This is a genomic window from Enterococcus sp. AZ091 (assembly GCF_051714805.1).
Lineage (GTDB): Bacteria > Bacillota > Bacilli > Lactobacillales > Enterococcaceae > Enterococcus_D > Enterococcus_D gallinarum.
In genome coordinates this window covers 317838-331814 of sequence record NZ_JBIOSO010000001.1, presented here as the reverse complement: position 1 = coordinate 331814, position 13977 = coordinate 317838, and the positions used below count along the sequence as shown (strand labels likewise).

Annotated in this window: 26 protein-coding genes and 1 tRNA gene; 18 read left to right on the top strand and 9 right to left on the bottom strand. The window is 38.4% G+C overall.

The window, feature by feature from the left end:
• The first annotated feature begins 2 nt into the window (after positions 1–2).
• The 5 genes from prfA to upp all read left to right on the top strand — a co-directional run bounded on the left by prfA (position 3) and on the right by upp (position 5208).
• Positions 3–1076, top strand: a complete 1074-nt coding sequence (gene prfA / locus IGJ28_RS01700; protein WP_003128515.1) for a peptide chain release factor 1 — start codon at positions 3–5, stop codon at positions 1074–1076.
• Positions 1069–1905: a peptide chain release factor N(5)-glutamine methyltransferase gene (gene prmC, locus IGJ28_RS01695; RefSeq protein ID WP_252712284.1), complete on the top strand. Its 837-nt coding sequence runs from the start codon at positions 1069–1071 to the stop codon at positions 1903–1905. The genes prfA and prmC overlap by 8 nt, the downstream gene beginning before the upstream one ends.
• A gap of 196 nt (positions 1906–2101) precedes the next feature.
• Positions 2102–3130, top strand: a complete 1029-nt coding sequence (locus IGJ28_RS01690) for an L-threonylcarbamoyladenylate synthase (protein WP_252712285.1) — start codon at positions 2102–2104, stop codon at positions 3128–3130.
• 80 nt (positions 3131–3210) lie between these two features.
• Positions 3211–4446, top strand: coding sequence for a serine hydroxymethyltransferase (glyA, locus tag IGJ28_RS01685; protein ID WP_005472813.1), 1236 nt, complete (start codon positions 3211–3213; stop codon positions 4444–4446).
• A gap of 132 nt (positions 4447–4578) precedes the next feature.
• Positions 4579–5208, top strand: a complete 630-nt coding sequence (upp, locus tag IGJ28_RS01680) for a uracil phosphoribosyltransferase (RefSeq protein ID WP_005472811.1) — start codon at positions 4579–4581, stop codon at positions 5206–5208.
• 200 nt (positions 5209–5408) lie between these two features.
• On the opposite strand, the gene IGJ28_RS01675 is transcribed toward upp, so the two are convergent.
• Positions 5409–5645 carry a hypothetical protein gene (locus tag IGJ28_RS01675; RefSeq protein ID WP_003128523.1) on the bottom strand — a complete coding sequence of 79 codons (237 nt, stop codon included), beginning with the start codon at positions 5643–5645 and terminating at the stop codon, positions 5409–5411.
• Positions 5646–5771: 126 nt separating this feature from the next.
• Between IGJ28_RS01675 and IGJ28_RS01670 the strand changes: the two genes are divergently transcribed.
• Positions 5772–5844 (top strand) — tRNA-Thr (locus IGJ28_RS01670).
• Positions 5845–5918: 74 nt separating this feature from the next.
• Here the strand turns inward: IGJ28_RS01670 and IGJ28_RS01665 are convergent.
• The 5 genes from IGJ28_RS01665 to IGJ28_RS01645 form a co-directional block, all read right to left on the bottom strand.
• Positions 5919–7055, bottom strand: a complete 1137-nt coding sequence (locus IGJ28_RS01665; RefSeq protein ID WP_438845106.1) for a tyrosine-type recombinase/integrase — start codon at positions 7053–7055, stop codon at positions 5919–5921.
• A gap of 113 nt (positions 7056–7168) precedes the next feature.
• Positions 7169–7459, bottom strand: coding sequence for a hypothetical protein (locus tag IGJ28_RS01660; protein WP_252712287.1), 291 nt, complete (start codon positions 7457–7459; stop codon positions 7169–7171).
• Entirely contained in the window at positions 7459–8445 is a 987-nt protein-coding gene (locus tag IGJ28_RS01655) for an exonuclease domain-containing protein (RefSeq protein WP_438845105.1), read from the bottom strand. The genes IGJ28_RS01660 and IGJ28_RS01655 overlap by 1 nt, the downstream gene beginning before the upstream one ends.
• 34 nt (positions 8446–8479) lie before the next feature.
• On the bottom strand, positions 8480–9112 hold the full coding sequence (locus IGJ28_RS01650; protein WP_252712289.1) for an ImmA/IrrE family metallo-endopeptidase: 633 nt from the start codon (positions 9110–9112) through the stop codon (positions 8480–8482).
• Between the two features lie 11 nt (positions 9113–9123).
• Positions 9124–9459 carry a helix-turn-helix domain-containing protein gene (locus tag IGJ28_RS01645; RefSeq protein WP_252712290.1) on the bottom strand — a complete coding sequence of 112 codons (336 nt, stop codon included), beginning with the start codon at positions 9457–9459 and terminating at the stop codon, positions 9124–9126.
• A gap of 292 nt (positions 9460–9751) precedes the next feature.
• Here IGJ28_RS01645 and IGJ28_RS01640 point away from each other — a divergent pair, with 292 nt between their 5' ends.
• Genes IGJ28_RS01640 through IGJ28_RS01620 form a run of 5 tightly spaced genes read left to right on the top strand, consistent with a single transcriptional unit; the run spans position 9752 to position 10809 of the window.
• Positions 9752–9934 (top strand): hypothetical protein, encoded by a 183-nt coding sequence (locus tag IGJ28_RS01640; RefSeq protein ID WP_252712291.1) that lies wholly within the window; start codon positions 9752–9754, stop codon positions 9932–9934.
• A gap of 11 nt (positions 9935–9945) precedes the next feature.
• Positions 9946–10278 carry a DUF771 domain-containing protein gene (locus IGJ28_RS01635; protein WP_252712292.1) on the top strand — a complete coding sequence of 111 codons (333 nt, stop codon included), beginning with the start codon at positions 9946–9948 and terminating at the stop codon, positions 10276–10278.
• Complete coding sequence (locus IGJ28_RS01630) at positions 10275–10469, top strand: hypothetical protein (protein ID WP_252712293.1); 195 nt, start codon at positions 10275–10277, stop codon at positions 10467–10469. The genes IGJ28_RS01635 and IGJ28_RS01630 overlap by 4 nt, the downstream gene beginning before the upstream one ends.
• Before the next feature lie 5 nt (positions 10470–10474).
• Entirely contained in the window at positions 10475–10657 is a 183-nt protein-coding gene (locus tag IGJ28_RS01625; protein ID WP_252712294.1) for a hypothetical protein, read from the top strand.
• Positions 10658–10662: 5 nt separating this feature from the next.
• Positions 10663–10809: a hypothetical protein gene (locus tag IGJ28_RS01620; protein ID WP_252712295.1), complete on the top strand. Its 147-nt coding sequence runs from the start codon at positions 10663–10665 to the stop codon at positions 10807–10809.
• Here the strand turns inward: IGJ28_RS01620 and IGJ28_RS01615 are convergent.
• Positions 10793–11008 (bottom strand): hypothetical protein, encoded by a 216-nt coding sequence (locus IGJ28_RS01615; protein ID WP_252712296.1) that lies wholly within the window; start codon positions 11006–11008, stop codon positions 10793–10795. The two genes, IGJ28_RS01620 and IGJ28_RS01615, sit on opposite strands and share 17 nt — an antisense overlap.
• 105 nt (positions 11009–11113) lie before the next feature.
• Here IGJ28_RS01615 and IGJ28_RS01610 point away from each other — a divergent pair, with 105 nt between their 5' ends.
• A complete protein-coding gene (locus IGJ28_RS01610; protein ID WP_301554800.1) occupies positions 11114–11245 on the top strand; it encodes a hypothetical protein in 132 nt (43 codons plus the stop codon).
• Positions 11246–11255: 10 nt separating this feature from the next.
• On the opposite strand, the gene IGJ28_RS01605 is transcribed toward IGJ28_RS01610, so the two are convergent.
• Positions 11256–11420, bottom strand: coding sequence for a YjzC family protein (locus IGJ28_RS01605; protein WP_252712297.1), 165 nt, complete (start codon positions 11418–11420; stop codon positions 11256–11258).
• A 50-nt stretch (positions 11421–11470) separates the two neighbouring features.
• Here IGJ28_RS01605 and IGJ28_RS01600 point away from each other — a divergent pair, with 50 nt between their 5' ends.
• Positions 11471–11620 (top strand): hypothetical protein, encoded by a 150-nt coding sequence (locus IGJ28_RS01600; RefSeq protein WP_252712298.1) that lies wholly within the window; start codon positions 11471–11473, stop codon positions 11618–11620.
• 19 nt (positions 11621–11639) lie between these two features.
• Here IGJ28_RS01600 and IGJ28_RS01595 read toward each other — a convergent pair whose 3' ends face one another.
• Complete coding sequence (locus IGJ28_RS01595) at positions 11640–11852, bottom strand: helix-turn-helix domain-containing protein (protein WP_252712301.1); 213 nt, start codon at positions 11850–11852, stop codon at positions 11640–11642.
• Between the two features lie 107 nt (positions 11853–11959).
• Here IGJ28_RS01595 and IGJ28_RS01590 point away from each other — a divergent pair, with 107 nt between their 5' ends.
• The 5 genes from IGJ28_RS01590 to IGJ28_RS01570 are packed head-to-tail and all read left to right on the top strand — an operon-like array spanning position 11960 to position 13932.
• Positions 11960–12160, top strand: a complete 201-nt coding sequence (locus IGJ28_RS01590) for a helix-turn-helix transcriptional regulator (RefSeq protein WP_252712302.1) — start codon at positions 11960–11962, stop codon at positions 12158–12160.
• A 22-nt stretch (positions 12161–12182) separates the two neighbouring features.
• Complete coding sequence (locus IGJ28_RS01585) at positions 12183–12509, top strand: hypothetical protein (RefSeq protein ID WP_252712303.1); 327 nt, start codon at positions 12183–12185, stop codon at positions 12507–12509.
• 3 nt (positions 12510–12512) lie between these two features.
• Positions 12513–12776, top strand: a complete 264-nt coding sequence (locus IGJ28_RS01580) for a hypothetical protein (protein ID WP_438845104.1) — start codon at positions 12513–12515, stop codon at positions 12774–12776.
• Complete coding sequence (locus IGJ28_RS01575) at positions 12769–13176, top strand: hypothetical protein (RefSeq protein ID WP_252712734.1); 408 nt, start codon at positions 12769–12771, stop codon at positions 13174–13176. The genes IGJ28_RS01580 and IGJ28_RS01575 overlap by 8 nt, the downstream gene beginning before the upstream one ends.
• 12 nt (positions 13177–13188) lie before the next feature.
• Positions 13189–13932, top strand: a complete 744-nt coding sequence (locus IGJ28_RS01570; protein WP_438845103.1) for a hypothetical protein — start codon at positions 13189–13191, stop codon at positions 13930–13932.
• Positions 13933–13977: the final 45 nt, after the last annotated feature.

The window sequence follows — 13977 nt, the reverse complement described above, 5'->3', positions numbered from 1 at the left end:
ACATGTACGATCAGTTACAAGCGATTGAAGACCGTTATGAAGAACTAGGCGAACTGCTTAGTGATCCCGCTGTCATTTCAGATACGAAACGGTTCATGCAGTTGTCCAAAGAAGAAGCAAATACCCGAGAGACTGTCGAAGTGTATCGCCGTTACAAAGAAGTCGTTGAAGGCATCAAAGATACAGAGGAACTATTGGGCGAAAACTTGGATGCAGAAATGGCAGAAATGGCTAAAGAAGAACTATCTGACTTAAAAAAAGAAAAAGATGTTCTTGAAGATCGCATCAAAATCTTATTATTACCAAAAGATCCCAATGATGACAAAAACATTATCATGGAAATTCGCGGGGCTGCGGGTGGAGATGAAGCGGCACTATTTGCTGGAGATCTCTTTAATATGTATCAGAAATATGCGGAAACACAAGGTTGGAAAGTCGAAGTGATGGATGCCAACGTTACCGGCATCGGCGGCTACAAAGAAGTCATCATGATGATCAGCGGTGAGAATGTCTATTCAAAATTGAAATATGAAAGTGGCGCGCATCGGGTACAACGCGTGCCGTCGACAGAATCTCAAGGACGAATCCACACATCTACAGCAACCGTAGTCGTGATGCCAGAAGCAGAAGAAGTAGAGATCGATATTGCTGATAAAGATATCCGAACAGATATCTATCATGCTTCAGGCGCTGGTGGTCAGCACGTCAACAAAACGGCATCAGCTGTCCGCTTGACACACTTGCCGACTGGCATCGTCGTTGCCATGCAGGATGAGCGTTCACAGTTGAAGAACCGTGAGAAAGCGATGAAAGTTTTGCGGGCAAGAGTATACGACCAAATCCAGCAAGAAGCACGAAGCGAATACGATGCAAATCGTAAATCAGCAGTGGGAACTGGGGATCGTTCTGAACGGATCCGTACGTATAACTTTCCGCAAAATCGGGTGACGGACCACCGCATCGGGTTGACTATCCAAAAATTGGATCAAATTTTGGCTGGAAAACTTGATGAGATCATTGATGCATTGATCATGTACGATCAAACATCAAAATTGGAAGAAATGCAAAATGGGTAAAACCTATCGAGAAGTCCTTTCACGGGCTTCTTCTTTTTTAGAAACAAAGGGACTGGAAGGGTATGCGATCCAATACCTTTTTCTGGCTCGTAAAAATTGGCAAAAACTAGATTGGTTGCTGCATATGGATCAGCAAATTTCGCCAGCTGATGAAGTGCAAATTGAAGCAGATCTGCAGCAGCTTTTAGCGTATCGTCCCCCCCAATACCTTTTAGGCTATGAAGAGTTTTATGGCCATCGCTTCAAAGTAACAGAAGACACATTGATTCCTCGACCGGAAACGGAAGAATTAGTCGCTTTATGTCTGGAGCAAACAGAACCTGCAGAGAATTTGCGGGTCGTAGATATTGGGACAGGGACAGGTGCGATCGCGGTCTCTTTGAAATTGGCACGTCCTCACTGGCAGATCGCTGCTGTTGATCTTTCAGAGGCCGCATTGGCGGTAGCTAAAGAGAATGCGGCGCAATTAGGTGCGGAGGTCGCTTTTTATCAAGGCGACACGCTGACACCAGTGGGGGATCAATCATGGGACATCATTGTATCAAACCCGCCTTATATCAGTGAGCAGGAGTGGGAGCTGATGGATGCCAGTGTGCGTCAGTTTGAACCCCAAATGGCCCTTTTTGCAGCGGAGAATGGTCTAGTGATGTATCGTAAGATCGCAGACCAGGCAAAGAAGTTATTGACACCTGACGGAAAAATCTTCGTCGAAATCGGTTTTCAACAAGGTAAATCTGTCCAGCGTATTTTTGCGGAAGCTTTTCCAGATAAAAAAGTTACGGTCATTCAAGATTTATCTGGAAAAGATCGGTTGGTCGCAGTACAATAATCCACAGCATGTGGACAACCATTTTTTTGAAAAATTTTTTTGATAAAAAACAGTGATAGAGTAAGACTTACTTGCGAATAAAAGTTATGAACAGGGTTATCCACACTTGACAAACGATTTATCCACAAAATGTGGATAAAAACCGAAAAAATGTTGATAAGTGTGGAAGTCCTCAAAAAAAGGATGTGGATAAACTGTGGAAACAAAAAAATTTAGTGAAGAACAATTATCCGAAGCAGCAAAAATTTTAGCCGCGGGTGAATTAGTTGCTTTTCCTACAGAAACAGTGTATGGCTTAGGCGCCAACGCTCTTTTGCCTGAAGCGGTAGCACAAGTCTATGCCGTCAAAGGAAGACCTAGTGACAACCCATTGATCGTCCATCTCGCCGACCCGGAACAACTGAAGGATTATGTGGATAACTTGCATCCAGCAGCGGAAAAATTGATGGCAAAGTTTTGGCCTGGCCCCCTAACATTGATTTTTTCTATCAAAAATAACAGTTTACCGTCTATTGTGACCGGGGGGTTATCCACAGCGGCATTCCGTATGCCAGCGAATAAAAAAACACTTTCAGTCATTAAACAGGCACATGTCCCACTAGTCGGACCTAGCGCAAATACCTCTGGCAAGCCAAGTCCGACCTCAGCTGAACATGTATTGCATGATTTGAAAGGAAAGATAGCTGGTGTGATCGATGATGGGACTACTAGTATCGGAGTTGAATCAACAGTCTTGGATTTAAGTGATCCGACAGCAAACCCAATGATCTTGCGTCCAGGAGCCGTGACCAAAGAACAATTAGAAACGGTTTTAGGCAGTGAAGTCGAAATAGATAAACACCTAGTATCTGAAGGTGAAAGACCCAAAGCACCGGGAATGAAATACAAACATTATGCTCCGGATACAAAGGTTGTGATGGTTCGGTCAGAGGACTGGCCAGCAGCACTCGATTGGGTCAAGCAGCAGCGATTGCGAGCAGGTGTCTTGGCAGGCCCATCAATTTGTGAGACAGCCAGATTTGAAACAGCAGCTGTTTACATGTATGCGGACGACACGGTTGAGGCAGCAGCAAAAGGACTTTTTGCAGGTTTGCGAGCCTTAGATGAATCGATCGCTGGCTTGGAGATCATTTTAGCGGCCGCTTTTCCTGAGACAGGGATGGGCAGCGCCTATATGAATCGCTTGAAAAAAGCAGCCAATCAAAATTTTTTTCAGGTAAAATAGAAAAAACGCTGCTTTGATCATAGGTAGTGCTTAGGAAATATGATACAATGCTAGCATTAAGGTAAAGGGGTGTTGTATGAATGGACTATCAAACGTTTGATCCTGATTTATGGCAAGCCATTGAAAAGGAAGCGGATCGCCAACAAAACAATTTAGAATTGATCGCATCTGAAAATATCGTTTCCGCAGGTGTAAGAGCGGCTCAAGGCAGTATTTTAACAAATAAATATGCCGAAGGATATCCAGGTCGCCGTTACTACGGTGGTTGTGAATTTGTCGATGTTGTTGAAAATTTAGCAATTGATCGTGCCAAAGAACTTTTTGGTGCGGCCTATGCAAACGTACAGCCTCACTCAGGCTCACAAGCCAATACTGCAGCATATCTAGCGTTGATTGAACCAGGAGATACGGTGATGGGCATGGATCTATCCGCAGGTGGGCATTTGACCCATGGCTCTCCAGTCAATTTTAGTGGGAAAACCTATCACTTTGTTAGCTATGGCGTAGACCCAGCGACTGAAGTGATTGATTATAATGTCGTACGGATCTTAGCGAGAAAGCATCAACCAAAATTGATCGTTGCTGGTGCAAGTGCGTATTCACGAACAATCGATTTTGCCAAATTCCGTGAAATTGCTGATGAAGTCGGTGCTAAGTTGATGGTAGATATGGCACATATCGCAGGATTAGTTGCTGCTGGTCTGCATCCAAATCCAGTTCCTTATGCAGACATCACTACTTCTACGACCCACAAAACCCTTAGAGGGCCTCGTGGCGGCTTGATTTTGACCAATGACGAAGACTTAGCGAAAAAAATCAACAGTGCAGTCTTTCCTGGCATTCAAGGCGGACCTTTGGAACATGTGGTCGCTGCCAAGGCAGTCGCATTCAAAGAAGCATTGGATGAAGACTTCAAATCCTATTCAGAGCAAGTGATCAGAAATGCGCAAGCAATGGCAAAAGTGTTCAATCAAGCACCGCAAGCACGGCTTGTTTCTGGTGCAACGGACAATCATTTATTGCTGATTGATGTGCGAGGATTTGAGCTTAACGGAAAAGAAGCCGAAGCATTGCTTGACCAAGTCAACATCACAGTCAATAAAAATTCGATTCCATTTGAAACCCTTAGCCCATTTAAAACGAGCGGTATTCGTGTCGGCACACCGGCAATCACTAGCCGTGGGTTCAAAGAAGAAGATGCTGTGGAAGTAGCAAAACTGATTGTCAAAGTGTTGGAACACCCTGAAGATACGGCTGTTTTGGAAGAAGCAAAAGCACAAGTGAAAGAGTTGACGGACAAGTATCCGTTGTATTAAGATGTAGCAGGAAAAGGGTTTGAGCCGATGCTCAGATCCTTTTTTGAAGGAATATGGCTATGACGTGATGCAAGGTTGTATCAATCGTTGATTTGCTTTAAAATAAAAGAAAAACCAAAGGAGACTTTTAAAATGGGTAAATTCCAAGTAATTGACCACCCCTTGATTCAACACAAATTAACAATGATCCGCGACAAGAACTGTGGAACGAAAGTGTTCCGTGAAGTTGTCGATGAAATCGCCATGTTGATGGCGTATGAAGTATCACGGGATATGCCCCTCGAAGATGTAGTGATCGAAACACCGATCGAAGAATCGACCCAAAAAACACTTAGTGGTAAAAAAGTAGCAATCGTACCGATTCTACGGGCCGGACTAGGCATGGTCGACGGTATTCTAGAGTTGATCCCAGCGGCTAAAGTAGGACACATTGGTATGTATCGTGATGAAGAAACCCTTGAACCACATGAGTATTTCGTTAAATTGCCTGAAGACATCGACACTCGTCAGTTATTTATTGTTGATCCAATGTTAGCAACTGGTGGTTCAGCGATCATGGCCATCGATGCGTTGAAAAAACGCGGTGCTTCTAACATGAAGTTTGTTTGCCTAGTTGCTGCGCCAGAAGGTGTGAAAGCATTGCAGGATGCCCATCCTGATGTGGATATCTACACAGCAAGCTTAGATGACCGCTTGAATGAACATGGCTACATCGTTCCTGGATTAGGCGATGCTGGTGACCGTTTGTTTGGAACAAAATAAAAGAAAGAGCGTGGAACAAAAAGTGAAAAACACTTTTGTTCCACGCTCTAAACACGTCTAAACGCTGGGAGTAGGAGCAACTCCTTCGGAAATAAATCGAACTACTCAAAAACTACTCAAACATTTGAAAAGCAATTTCCGTGTATTCCTCCTTATTTCTTGGAGATTACCACTCTTGTCCCAGTCTCCTTTTGAACGAACTACATTTTCGTTAACTGTTTATAATTAATGATCAATACACCATTACTTTGTGTAACAAGCTTTTGATTCTCCGCTGTCTGATTCAATTCAACAACCGCAGAGTTCTTAAGCTGCTTAGTGACTGTACCGGTTTGTTTTATTCCATGGATCGTGAACATGACAGGAGTAGCGACCTCAAAATTTGCACCTTCAGCTGACGGGACAACGGTTGTTTCGAACTTACCAAATGTTGCCATGTAAAAACCTCCTTGATATAGTTAAATTATACCACATTTTTTGAAAATTTTCAGTAATCCTATTTTTTCCCTAAACTTCTCTTTACAAAGTTGTGTTTTTTTCTTATAATCTTCTTTGTGTTAGTTGCCAGCTTAGCTCAGTTGGTAGAGCAACGCACTCGTAACGCGTAGGTCACAGGTTCGAATCCTGCAGCTGGCATTTAAACTAAGAGGCAAACCTTATTATATCAAGGTTTGCCTCTCTTTTTGTGCCAATCTTGTGCCAAATCGTATTTAACTTTTGTAAATGTCATCGAAGATTGATTTAATCCGGTCATCTTCTCGTTCTTCTAGTTCTTTCACTGCATGGCTATATACTTCCATCGTAACAGCCAAATTCTTGTGTCCTAGATGTTTTGAGACTGCCATAATGTTAACACCCTTGAAAATCAAAACAGAGGCGTGAGTGTGCCTTAAACCGTGCATGGTGAGGGGTGTCTCTATTTTTAATTGTCTCAGTAATTCTCTTAATTTTTTATTGACCGCATTATTTGAAATCAATCCTTCTTTCGCATTGTAGAAAACAAAATCATATTTAGGTTTGATTTTCATTTTTTTAAATAGTTCTTTTTGTTCCTTTTTGAAAGTCTTCATGATTTCATTTGTTTCTGTATCTAACGGTACTTTTCGAATAGACTGCTCATTCTTTGGTGGCACGAAGGTATGAGTCTCTGTGTAATCCCACGCACGATCCACGAATATTTTTCCGCGTTTTAAATCCACACGATCCCAAGTCAATCCAAGTAATTCACCGAATCTTAATCCTGTTGCTGCTGCGACAACTATCATAAAACGAGATGCAAAGTGAGGATCTAAACCTTCTCTTGCTAGGTTAACTAATCTTTCAAACTCAGAATAATCCAAGAACTTGTCTTGTTCGCTTATACTAGGGGCTTCTCCTTTGATCACAGCGCCTTTAGTGAAATCGTAGGGGATAACACCCTCGTCGATAGTATTGCGCAGACTAGCCTTTATTTGAGTATGGAAACGTTCGACTGTTGCATCAGCATGTTCTTTTGAAAATTCATTTATCTTTTCTTGGTAGTGTGTTCTGGATATTTTTTTAATTGTGTCATCTGAAAAATATTTCTTAATGTTCATTAGTGTATTATTATATTTCCTAAAAGTAACATCAGAAACTTTTCCTTTTTTATAGACATTCATCCATTGTTCGAAATGATCTGAAAGTAAAGTATCTTTAGAAGTTACTCTTAACCCTTTGGCAAGTTTTGATTCAATATCTGTAGCTGCTGCAATAGCATCTGCTTTTTTGGGAAAGCCGCTTTTTCTAAGTTTCTTGTATTTTCCATCTTCATCTTTGTAAGAAATCTCATATTGCCATGAGTTACCTCTCTTTATATATCTAGCCATGATTGAACCAACTCACTTTCTTTGATACAATAGGCATAGCAAATAAGCCTATTGTGTAGGTTTTTTTCTGAAACACGCTCTTACTTTGGACGGTGGGGCGTGTTTTTCGCACTCTAATGGGATTTTAAGTAATGAGATACGTTGAAATCTTCAACAATAAATTTTCGTCCTGAAATTTCTTTCATGCGCTTCACATAATCAAAAAATAGAAGTTCATTTTTTTCAGGTTTTGATCTATTTTTAACTGAAGATACTTTCATGAGTGGGACGTCATGAATAAAATAATAGTCATCACCAAAATATTTAGATAGTCTAACTGCATTTCCAATTATATTTTCATTTGTTTGACCTGTTTCTTCTACAAGCCAAAACTCATTTGCTGTAGTTTCGATTAATTCAATCATTATTCAATCATCCTTAAAAATTCATTTTCACTGAGTAATTGGATTTCTTGGCCTTTAGTAAGTAGCTGTTCTGCTTTGAGTATCTTGGATGATTTTCCAGTTTCACCAACAACTCTGATATCTTGATCGCCCATAATTAAAAAGTTAGTTGTTTTTGTAATATTTTTTTCAGGAATACCACCAAGCATAGCAAATATAGCCATAGCTTGTTTACGAGCCATACTTTTTAAAGTGCCAGTAAAGCAAGCCTTTTTTTGATAAAAAATATGGGTAGTATCCAAACTACTTGGATCAACTGATTCAAGTAGTTGCTGAACATACTGAGTGTAATTCTCACTTTTGTTTCCATATATTTTAGATTTTATGAAACCTGATCCGTTATAGCCATCAATCACACCAAATTTTTTGTATTTTGCTGAAGATATTAGTTCATCAATGCAATTGAAAGAATTGGTAGTACATAAATAATTAACTAAATTTGCGCAAGCTTCTGCATCGGCTAGTGCATTATGATGTTCAAAGCTAAAACCAATCTGATTGGCTAAATGATTAAGCTTATAACTTAAAGCAGAAATGTATTGTTTAGCTAAATAGTAACTGTCAAAATATTTTTTTCTGAAATCTGAGATGTTGTATCGTGCATTGGAATCTTTGATTACACCCATATCAAAAGGTGCGTAATGAGCAACAAGCGGGAGGTCAGTAGAAAAGGTTAATATATCTTTAGCGATATCCGGATAAATCTTCTCAGTTACGACCATTTCTGGAGTAATGCCATGTATATACATATTGTATGCATCAAATTGACATTCCGGATTAATTAAAGAGTAGTAAGTATCTACGATAATACCATTTTCTACTCTTGCCATACCCACAGAACAAGGGGAAGAACGTTTACTGTTGGCGGTTTCGAAGTCAATGGCAACAAAATCTAGCGACATATTTTTCAACCTCATTTCTTCAAGATGCTTTGTATAAATCTTCACATGTATAAGATATCGTGTTCCCAGCATGGGCTTTTTATTTGTAAAAAACGGCCTTGAATAGTTGCCCACTAGAATATACATAATCGTTTACCAATCGAAATGCATAGTTTGGTGAGCATTCCAAATGGTAAATCAGATACTCTCTCAAACGTATCCGCAATGCTGCTTTACTCATAAAAAAATAATTTGCAACTTCTTTTATAGTTTTAAAATTCCTTATTGCAAATTTTAAAGCTTCATCATTTGCCATCAATACACTAGCGGTAACATTCGCTCGATATTCTCGTGCGAAATCTTTGGGTAAATAGCCGTTTTCGCTAATCATATCGGTTAACTGATTCCCAGCGTTCAAATCCTCTAAATCAAAATAAAAGTGACCAACTTCATGCATAGATGTGAAAAGTTTTCGTTCATACATTACAGTCTTATTTATTGAGATAATAATTTCTCCAAAGACTTTGGAAATTGCGCCTAATAACATTTGATCCAAATGTTTACCAAAAGAAACTTCCAAAAAAGATATACCTTCAAATTCTTCCACATATTTTCGAATATATCTACAATTTACACAGTAAATTGGTATGTTATATGCTCTTGCAACTTCTTTAGCTAATTCATTCGCAAGATTGGAAGCCTCAAAATATATTCCCTCGTCAATAAAACTCATCAAACAAACACCTACTTAGTTCTTTTCGCTTTTTTCTCCAATGCTTTTTTGATTAAAAACTCGCTGTAGTTGCGTAACTCTTCTTCAACTTCTTCTTTGATATCTGGATCTAGATTAGAAGTGTTGATGCGAAAGAAAGAGTTTAAATTGTTTGTTTCTTCACGACCTAGCAGGTAGTCGACAGATACATCGAAGTAGTTTGCTAACTCTTCTAATCGTTCTGCAGAAGGTTTGGAATCTTTTAATCTATACAAGACATTTTTTCCGTATCCAAGTTCCTCTTCAACTTTATTTAGTGATTTTCCTTGTTTTCTTGCTAGTTCCCTAATCCTCTCAAACGTTATCATATAAACAGTCCCTTTCGTTCGAGAAAAAATTAACATTTTTTGTTAAAAATACTTGCAAAAATTAACTTTAAATGTTAAAATTGTTCTCGTAAACAAGTTTAACAACTAAACAGACAACAAAAACACTACTGATAATAAATGCTAACCGCCAAGAAAGCTTTAAAATCAATGTTTTTAATGTCTTATTTAAGTGTGATTTCATTTTAACACCTAGTGTTAAAATTTGTCAATCGAATTTAGAAATTAGTTGATGAACTTGTTTACTAATTTAGAAAAAGGAGGGCATAGGGCTATGGTAAAGGCCGAAGAAACACGTCAAAAAATTCTGGATCACTTTGAAAGAAATCAATGGGAAATTCCTGATGTAGCAACGGCTTTAGGGATTACAGAACAATATTTACGGAAAATTCTAAATAATCCAGAAAGACATTTGAAGCAAATGACCGATATTATTTCTTATTACAAAATCAGATAGGAGGATTAAACATGCAACAGCTTGAAGCGGAATTGTCTATAAAAATTCCTATACCGGAAGAAATGGTTTTAGTGAGTAAAACTCGTTTAAAAGAGCTGGAAGAGAATGAGTTTGCAGGAAAAATTTTTACTATGAAAGATTTTACCGCTAGGAGCAATAGATCTAGTAAATGGTTGAAAGACAATATTTTAAATAATCCTAAATTGATTAACAAATTAAATATCGAGAATGGTGGCTTTGTTTATTATCCCAATTCTCAAAGTGATCGTTGGCTTTTCAATGCAAAAGGCCTTATCAGATTCATTGATGAGGAGATTGGGAAGTATCTCGGGGGATACCAATGACCTATACACTAAATCAAGAATTATTGATTCATAGCCATGCAAAAGAAAAGGTGAAAACTTTGCAAATGCTGCTATATGACAACAAATTTGAGTTGAGTGCTAGGCAGTATGATCATATGCGTGGAGAACTTAGAGAGTATCAAGAACTATTTTATCAAAACCGATTGAATCGGCAAATAGAAGTGAGGTGAGAGAGATGAAAGACTTGGAAAGAATAGCTGCGGCTTTAGAAAGTATAGCGGAAAGCCTTAGCACTTTGGCAGAAGATACTAAGGCTAATAAAGATTTGAAACTAGAGGTATTGAAAAATATTGAACGTATGGAAAAAACAATCTGTGAAGTCAAAGATAATCCATTTGGTTTAAATAATAGGAGGTGAGAGAGGTGGAGGAATTGAAAAATTTAAAAAAAGAAACTGAAATAGCTGCATTAAAAGTAGCAAAATCAATTTTTGAAGCAAATGTAACAGTTAAAAACCCGCAACTACTTGAAATAGCTACGGGATTGATAAGAATTATTTATCAAAAATGATGTACAAGATTTCTGAACCTTTAATAGAAACAATACTTTCTCCTACAAAAGTATATTCTAAATCATCTTTTTTAATAAACTTGCTTATCGCATCTTTTGTTATTTTTTGTTCCCCAGAATAAAAATCGTTGTAAACAACATGTTCAAAGTTTTCAACACTGACAAAAGAATCGTTTTTTAATTGAATAGTTACTGTCATAAATTAATCACCTCCTTATCAGTATTTCAGTGGACCACTCACTGATAGGGAATTTTATCAAAAGTAATAAATAAAAATCAATCAGCACAGGAGGTGTGAATAAAAATGAAGCATTATATAACCAAATATAAAACAGACGACGGAAAACTAATTGTTGTTTCATGGCTTCAAATGAATTTATTTGGTCGTTCGTATTGTTTTTCAAAAAAAGAGCTAGTCATTCAAAAGAACAACTAGCAAATGAACATTACTTCTTGGCCCATTTGTTATTAGGTTTTGAAGTAGGTGGAAGTCGGTCTCCTTTATCAATCGTTGCATTATGCCCGCCAGGTACATTGCCGCCACGTGGACCAACTTCTTTGTATTTACCGGCAGGTTTGTTATCTTCGCCGGGTTTGTAAAGTTTACTCAATTTAACTCGCTTTCTTAAGGAAATTATACAACGGAAAGGAATGGATAAAAATGTCAAAAGAAAAACTAGATTTTATCAAAACGGTATTTCCGAATGTTGAAAAGATAATCCCCTTTGCGACAGAAGATAACTTAGAAAAGTTATTTGAACAAGCACAACAAAAAGTAGACTACGAGCTGACGGAGGCGCAGTTTGAATGAAAAAAGACCGCCTAAGCGATCATTTTTCGTCTGACCTACCGACTAAATAATCAAGCGACACCTGGAAGTAGTCGGCTAGGGCGATTAATATATCGAGGCTTGGACGTCTGCTCCCATATTCGAAGCGTTGGTAACTTTGTAAAGTAATGTCTAATATTTTTGCCATATCTGATTGAGTCAATTTTTTTGATTCTCTGAGATGTTTTAATCTGTCAGGAATGTTTGTTTCCATAAAAAAACCTCCAAAATAAAAATACTTGACTACAACCATTATGGATGTATAATGAAATTAGGTTACAACCTAATTGGATGTAATCAATAAAGAAAGTGGGATGTGATTTGAATAATGAAAAACTAAAAAAAGCCCGCGAAAATGCAGGTCTAAAGCAACATGAAGTGGCGAAAAAATTAGGGATAACACTAACTTCATACCAAAGATTTGAATACGGTACACGCCTACCAAGCTTAAGTACCGCATTCAAACTAGCCGAAATACTCGGCACAAGTGTTGATACACTTTTTAAAAATCAATTTATCTAAAGTATACCACGGAGGAATAGGCATGGAAACAATAACTTTGACAACAGAAGAATTAAGTCAACGTATTGCCGAAGAAGTTGAAAAGCAACTAGCCGAACAAAAGAAACCGAAAATTAATTACGGACTAAAATTCAGCAAAGAAGTTGAAGCATGGCTAGAAAAGCAAGGAGACGATCGAAAAATTATTTTAAATCAAAAGGGCGCTATTTACGAAGCGGTCAAAGCGTGTTTGGACATCAACCGCATGTCTGAACTAACAGAAGAGAACTATCATCTTGCGGTGAATGTTTTCGATCAACAAAAAATGTTTTTTAGGAAACGAGTTTTTCCATTGGAACAGGAGGTGTAAGGTGTGAAAAAAATCTACTGGGTCCGGCGGACCGCATTTATCTTAACGATTTTTGCGTTAGGCGCACTAATCACAGGACAAGTACCAATGTGGGTTAGAATCGGCTATCCAACAGCTGTCATGTGGTTGATGATGATTTATGATGAGGCATTATTTGAACTGAGAGAACAAAAAGAGCCTACACCGTTTTCCGCCAGTGTAAGCTCAAAAAATGAAAAAGGTAAAAAAATTATAGCACAGCTAGGAGGAAAAAATCAAAATGGCTAAAAATATTAATGTTCCTTTGAGCGGGATCAGCGATGGAGGACTCCAAGAACGATTTGATTTTGAATTGGCTCAGGTAATCAATAACATTCATGATCCCAACACAGACCCAACAAAGAAACGGAAAATCACGATTGATTTAACGATTATTCCCGATGAATATCGAGAAGATATCCTCATTGATTATCAGGTGAAATCTAAGTTAGTCGCTAGAGATTCGCTAACATCGAAAGTCATCATCGGTCAAGACGAAAAAGGAAAACCTCTTGCGAATGAGTTGAAAAGCGGACAAAGAGGACAAATGTATTTTGATCCCGAAGATTCCGAATTGAAAGATGATAAGGGAACGCCGGTCAAAGAAATTGAAGAAACAGAAAAAATCAAAAAGTTTAAAACAAATTAGGAGTGGATGAAAATGACGGAACAATTAAGAGATGCTTTGGAATATGCAGTGGAATTGCGTGAAGGACAAGAGGTTGTTTACGAGCAAGGTGAAAAAGTGTTTTATGATACGACGAAAGCTCGCCTAGTTGAACTTGACCCAATCAAACGTGCAGAAACGCTGACAGTTAATTCGTTATCAGGACTTGTTGGCTATTTAAAATCAAATATCCGTATTCTCGAGAGTAATACGAAGTTACTGGTTCATGTTGAGAGTCCAACGAAGATTGTTATATATTCTTCGCTTGATTTGGATCGTAAGCGTGAGAGTGTGATCCAAGCGAATGCATTGTTAGATGTTTTTCCATATGGACGTTTTATGAAATCGGAAGATTTTATTATCAACGTTCAATCACTTATTCAGCGTGATCTTGATGCAGAAGCAATTCTGGCTTGTGCAAGCTCGATTCGGATTGAGGGTGGGGGTGATTTGGTGGATAACGGAATTTCTCAAACTGTCACAGTCAAAGAAGGAGCTGCGACTTTAACAAAAGCAGAAGTACCAAGCCCTGCTGAATTGCGTCCATATCGCACATTTTTAGAAGTCGAACAGCCTTCAAGTCCTTTTGTGTTCCGAATTGATAAAATGGGTAACTGTGCCTTGTTTGAAGCAGATGGTGGTATCTGGAAGCACACAGCAATGGAGAATATTCATGAGTATCTAACCAATGAACTAAGTGAGTTAATTCAATCTGAAACATTGACAATTATTGCATAAGGAGAAAGCTAAAGAGAGCTTCACTTGGTTGTAGACAAGTGAAGC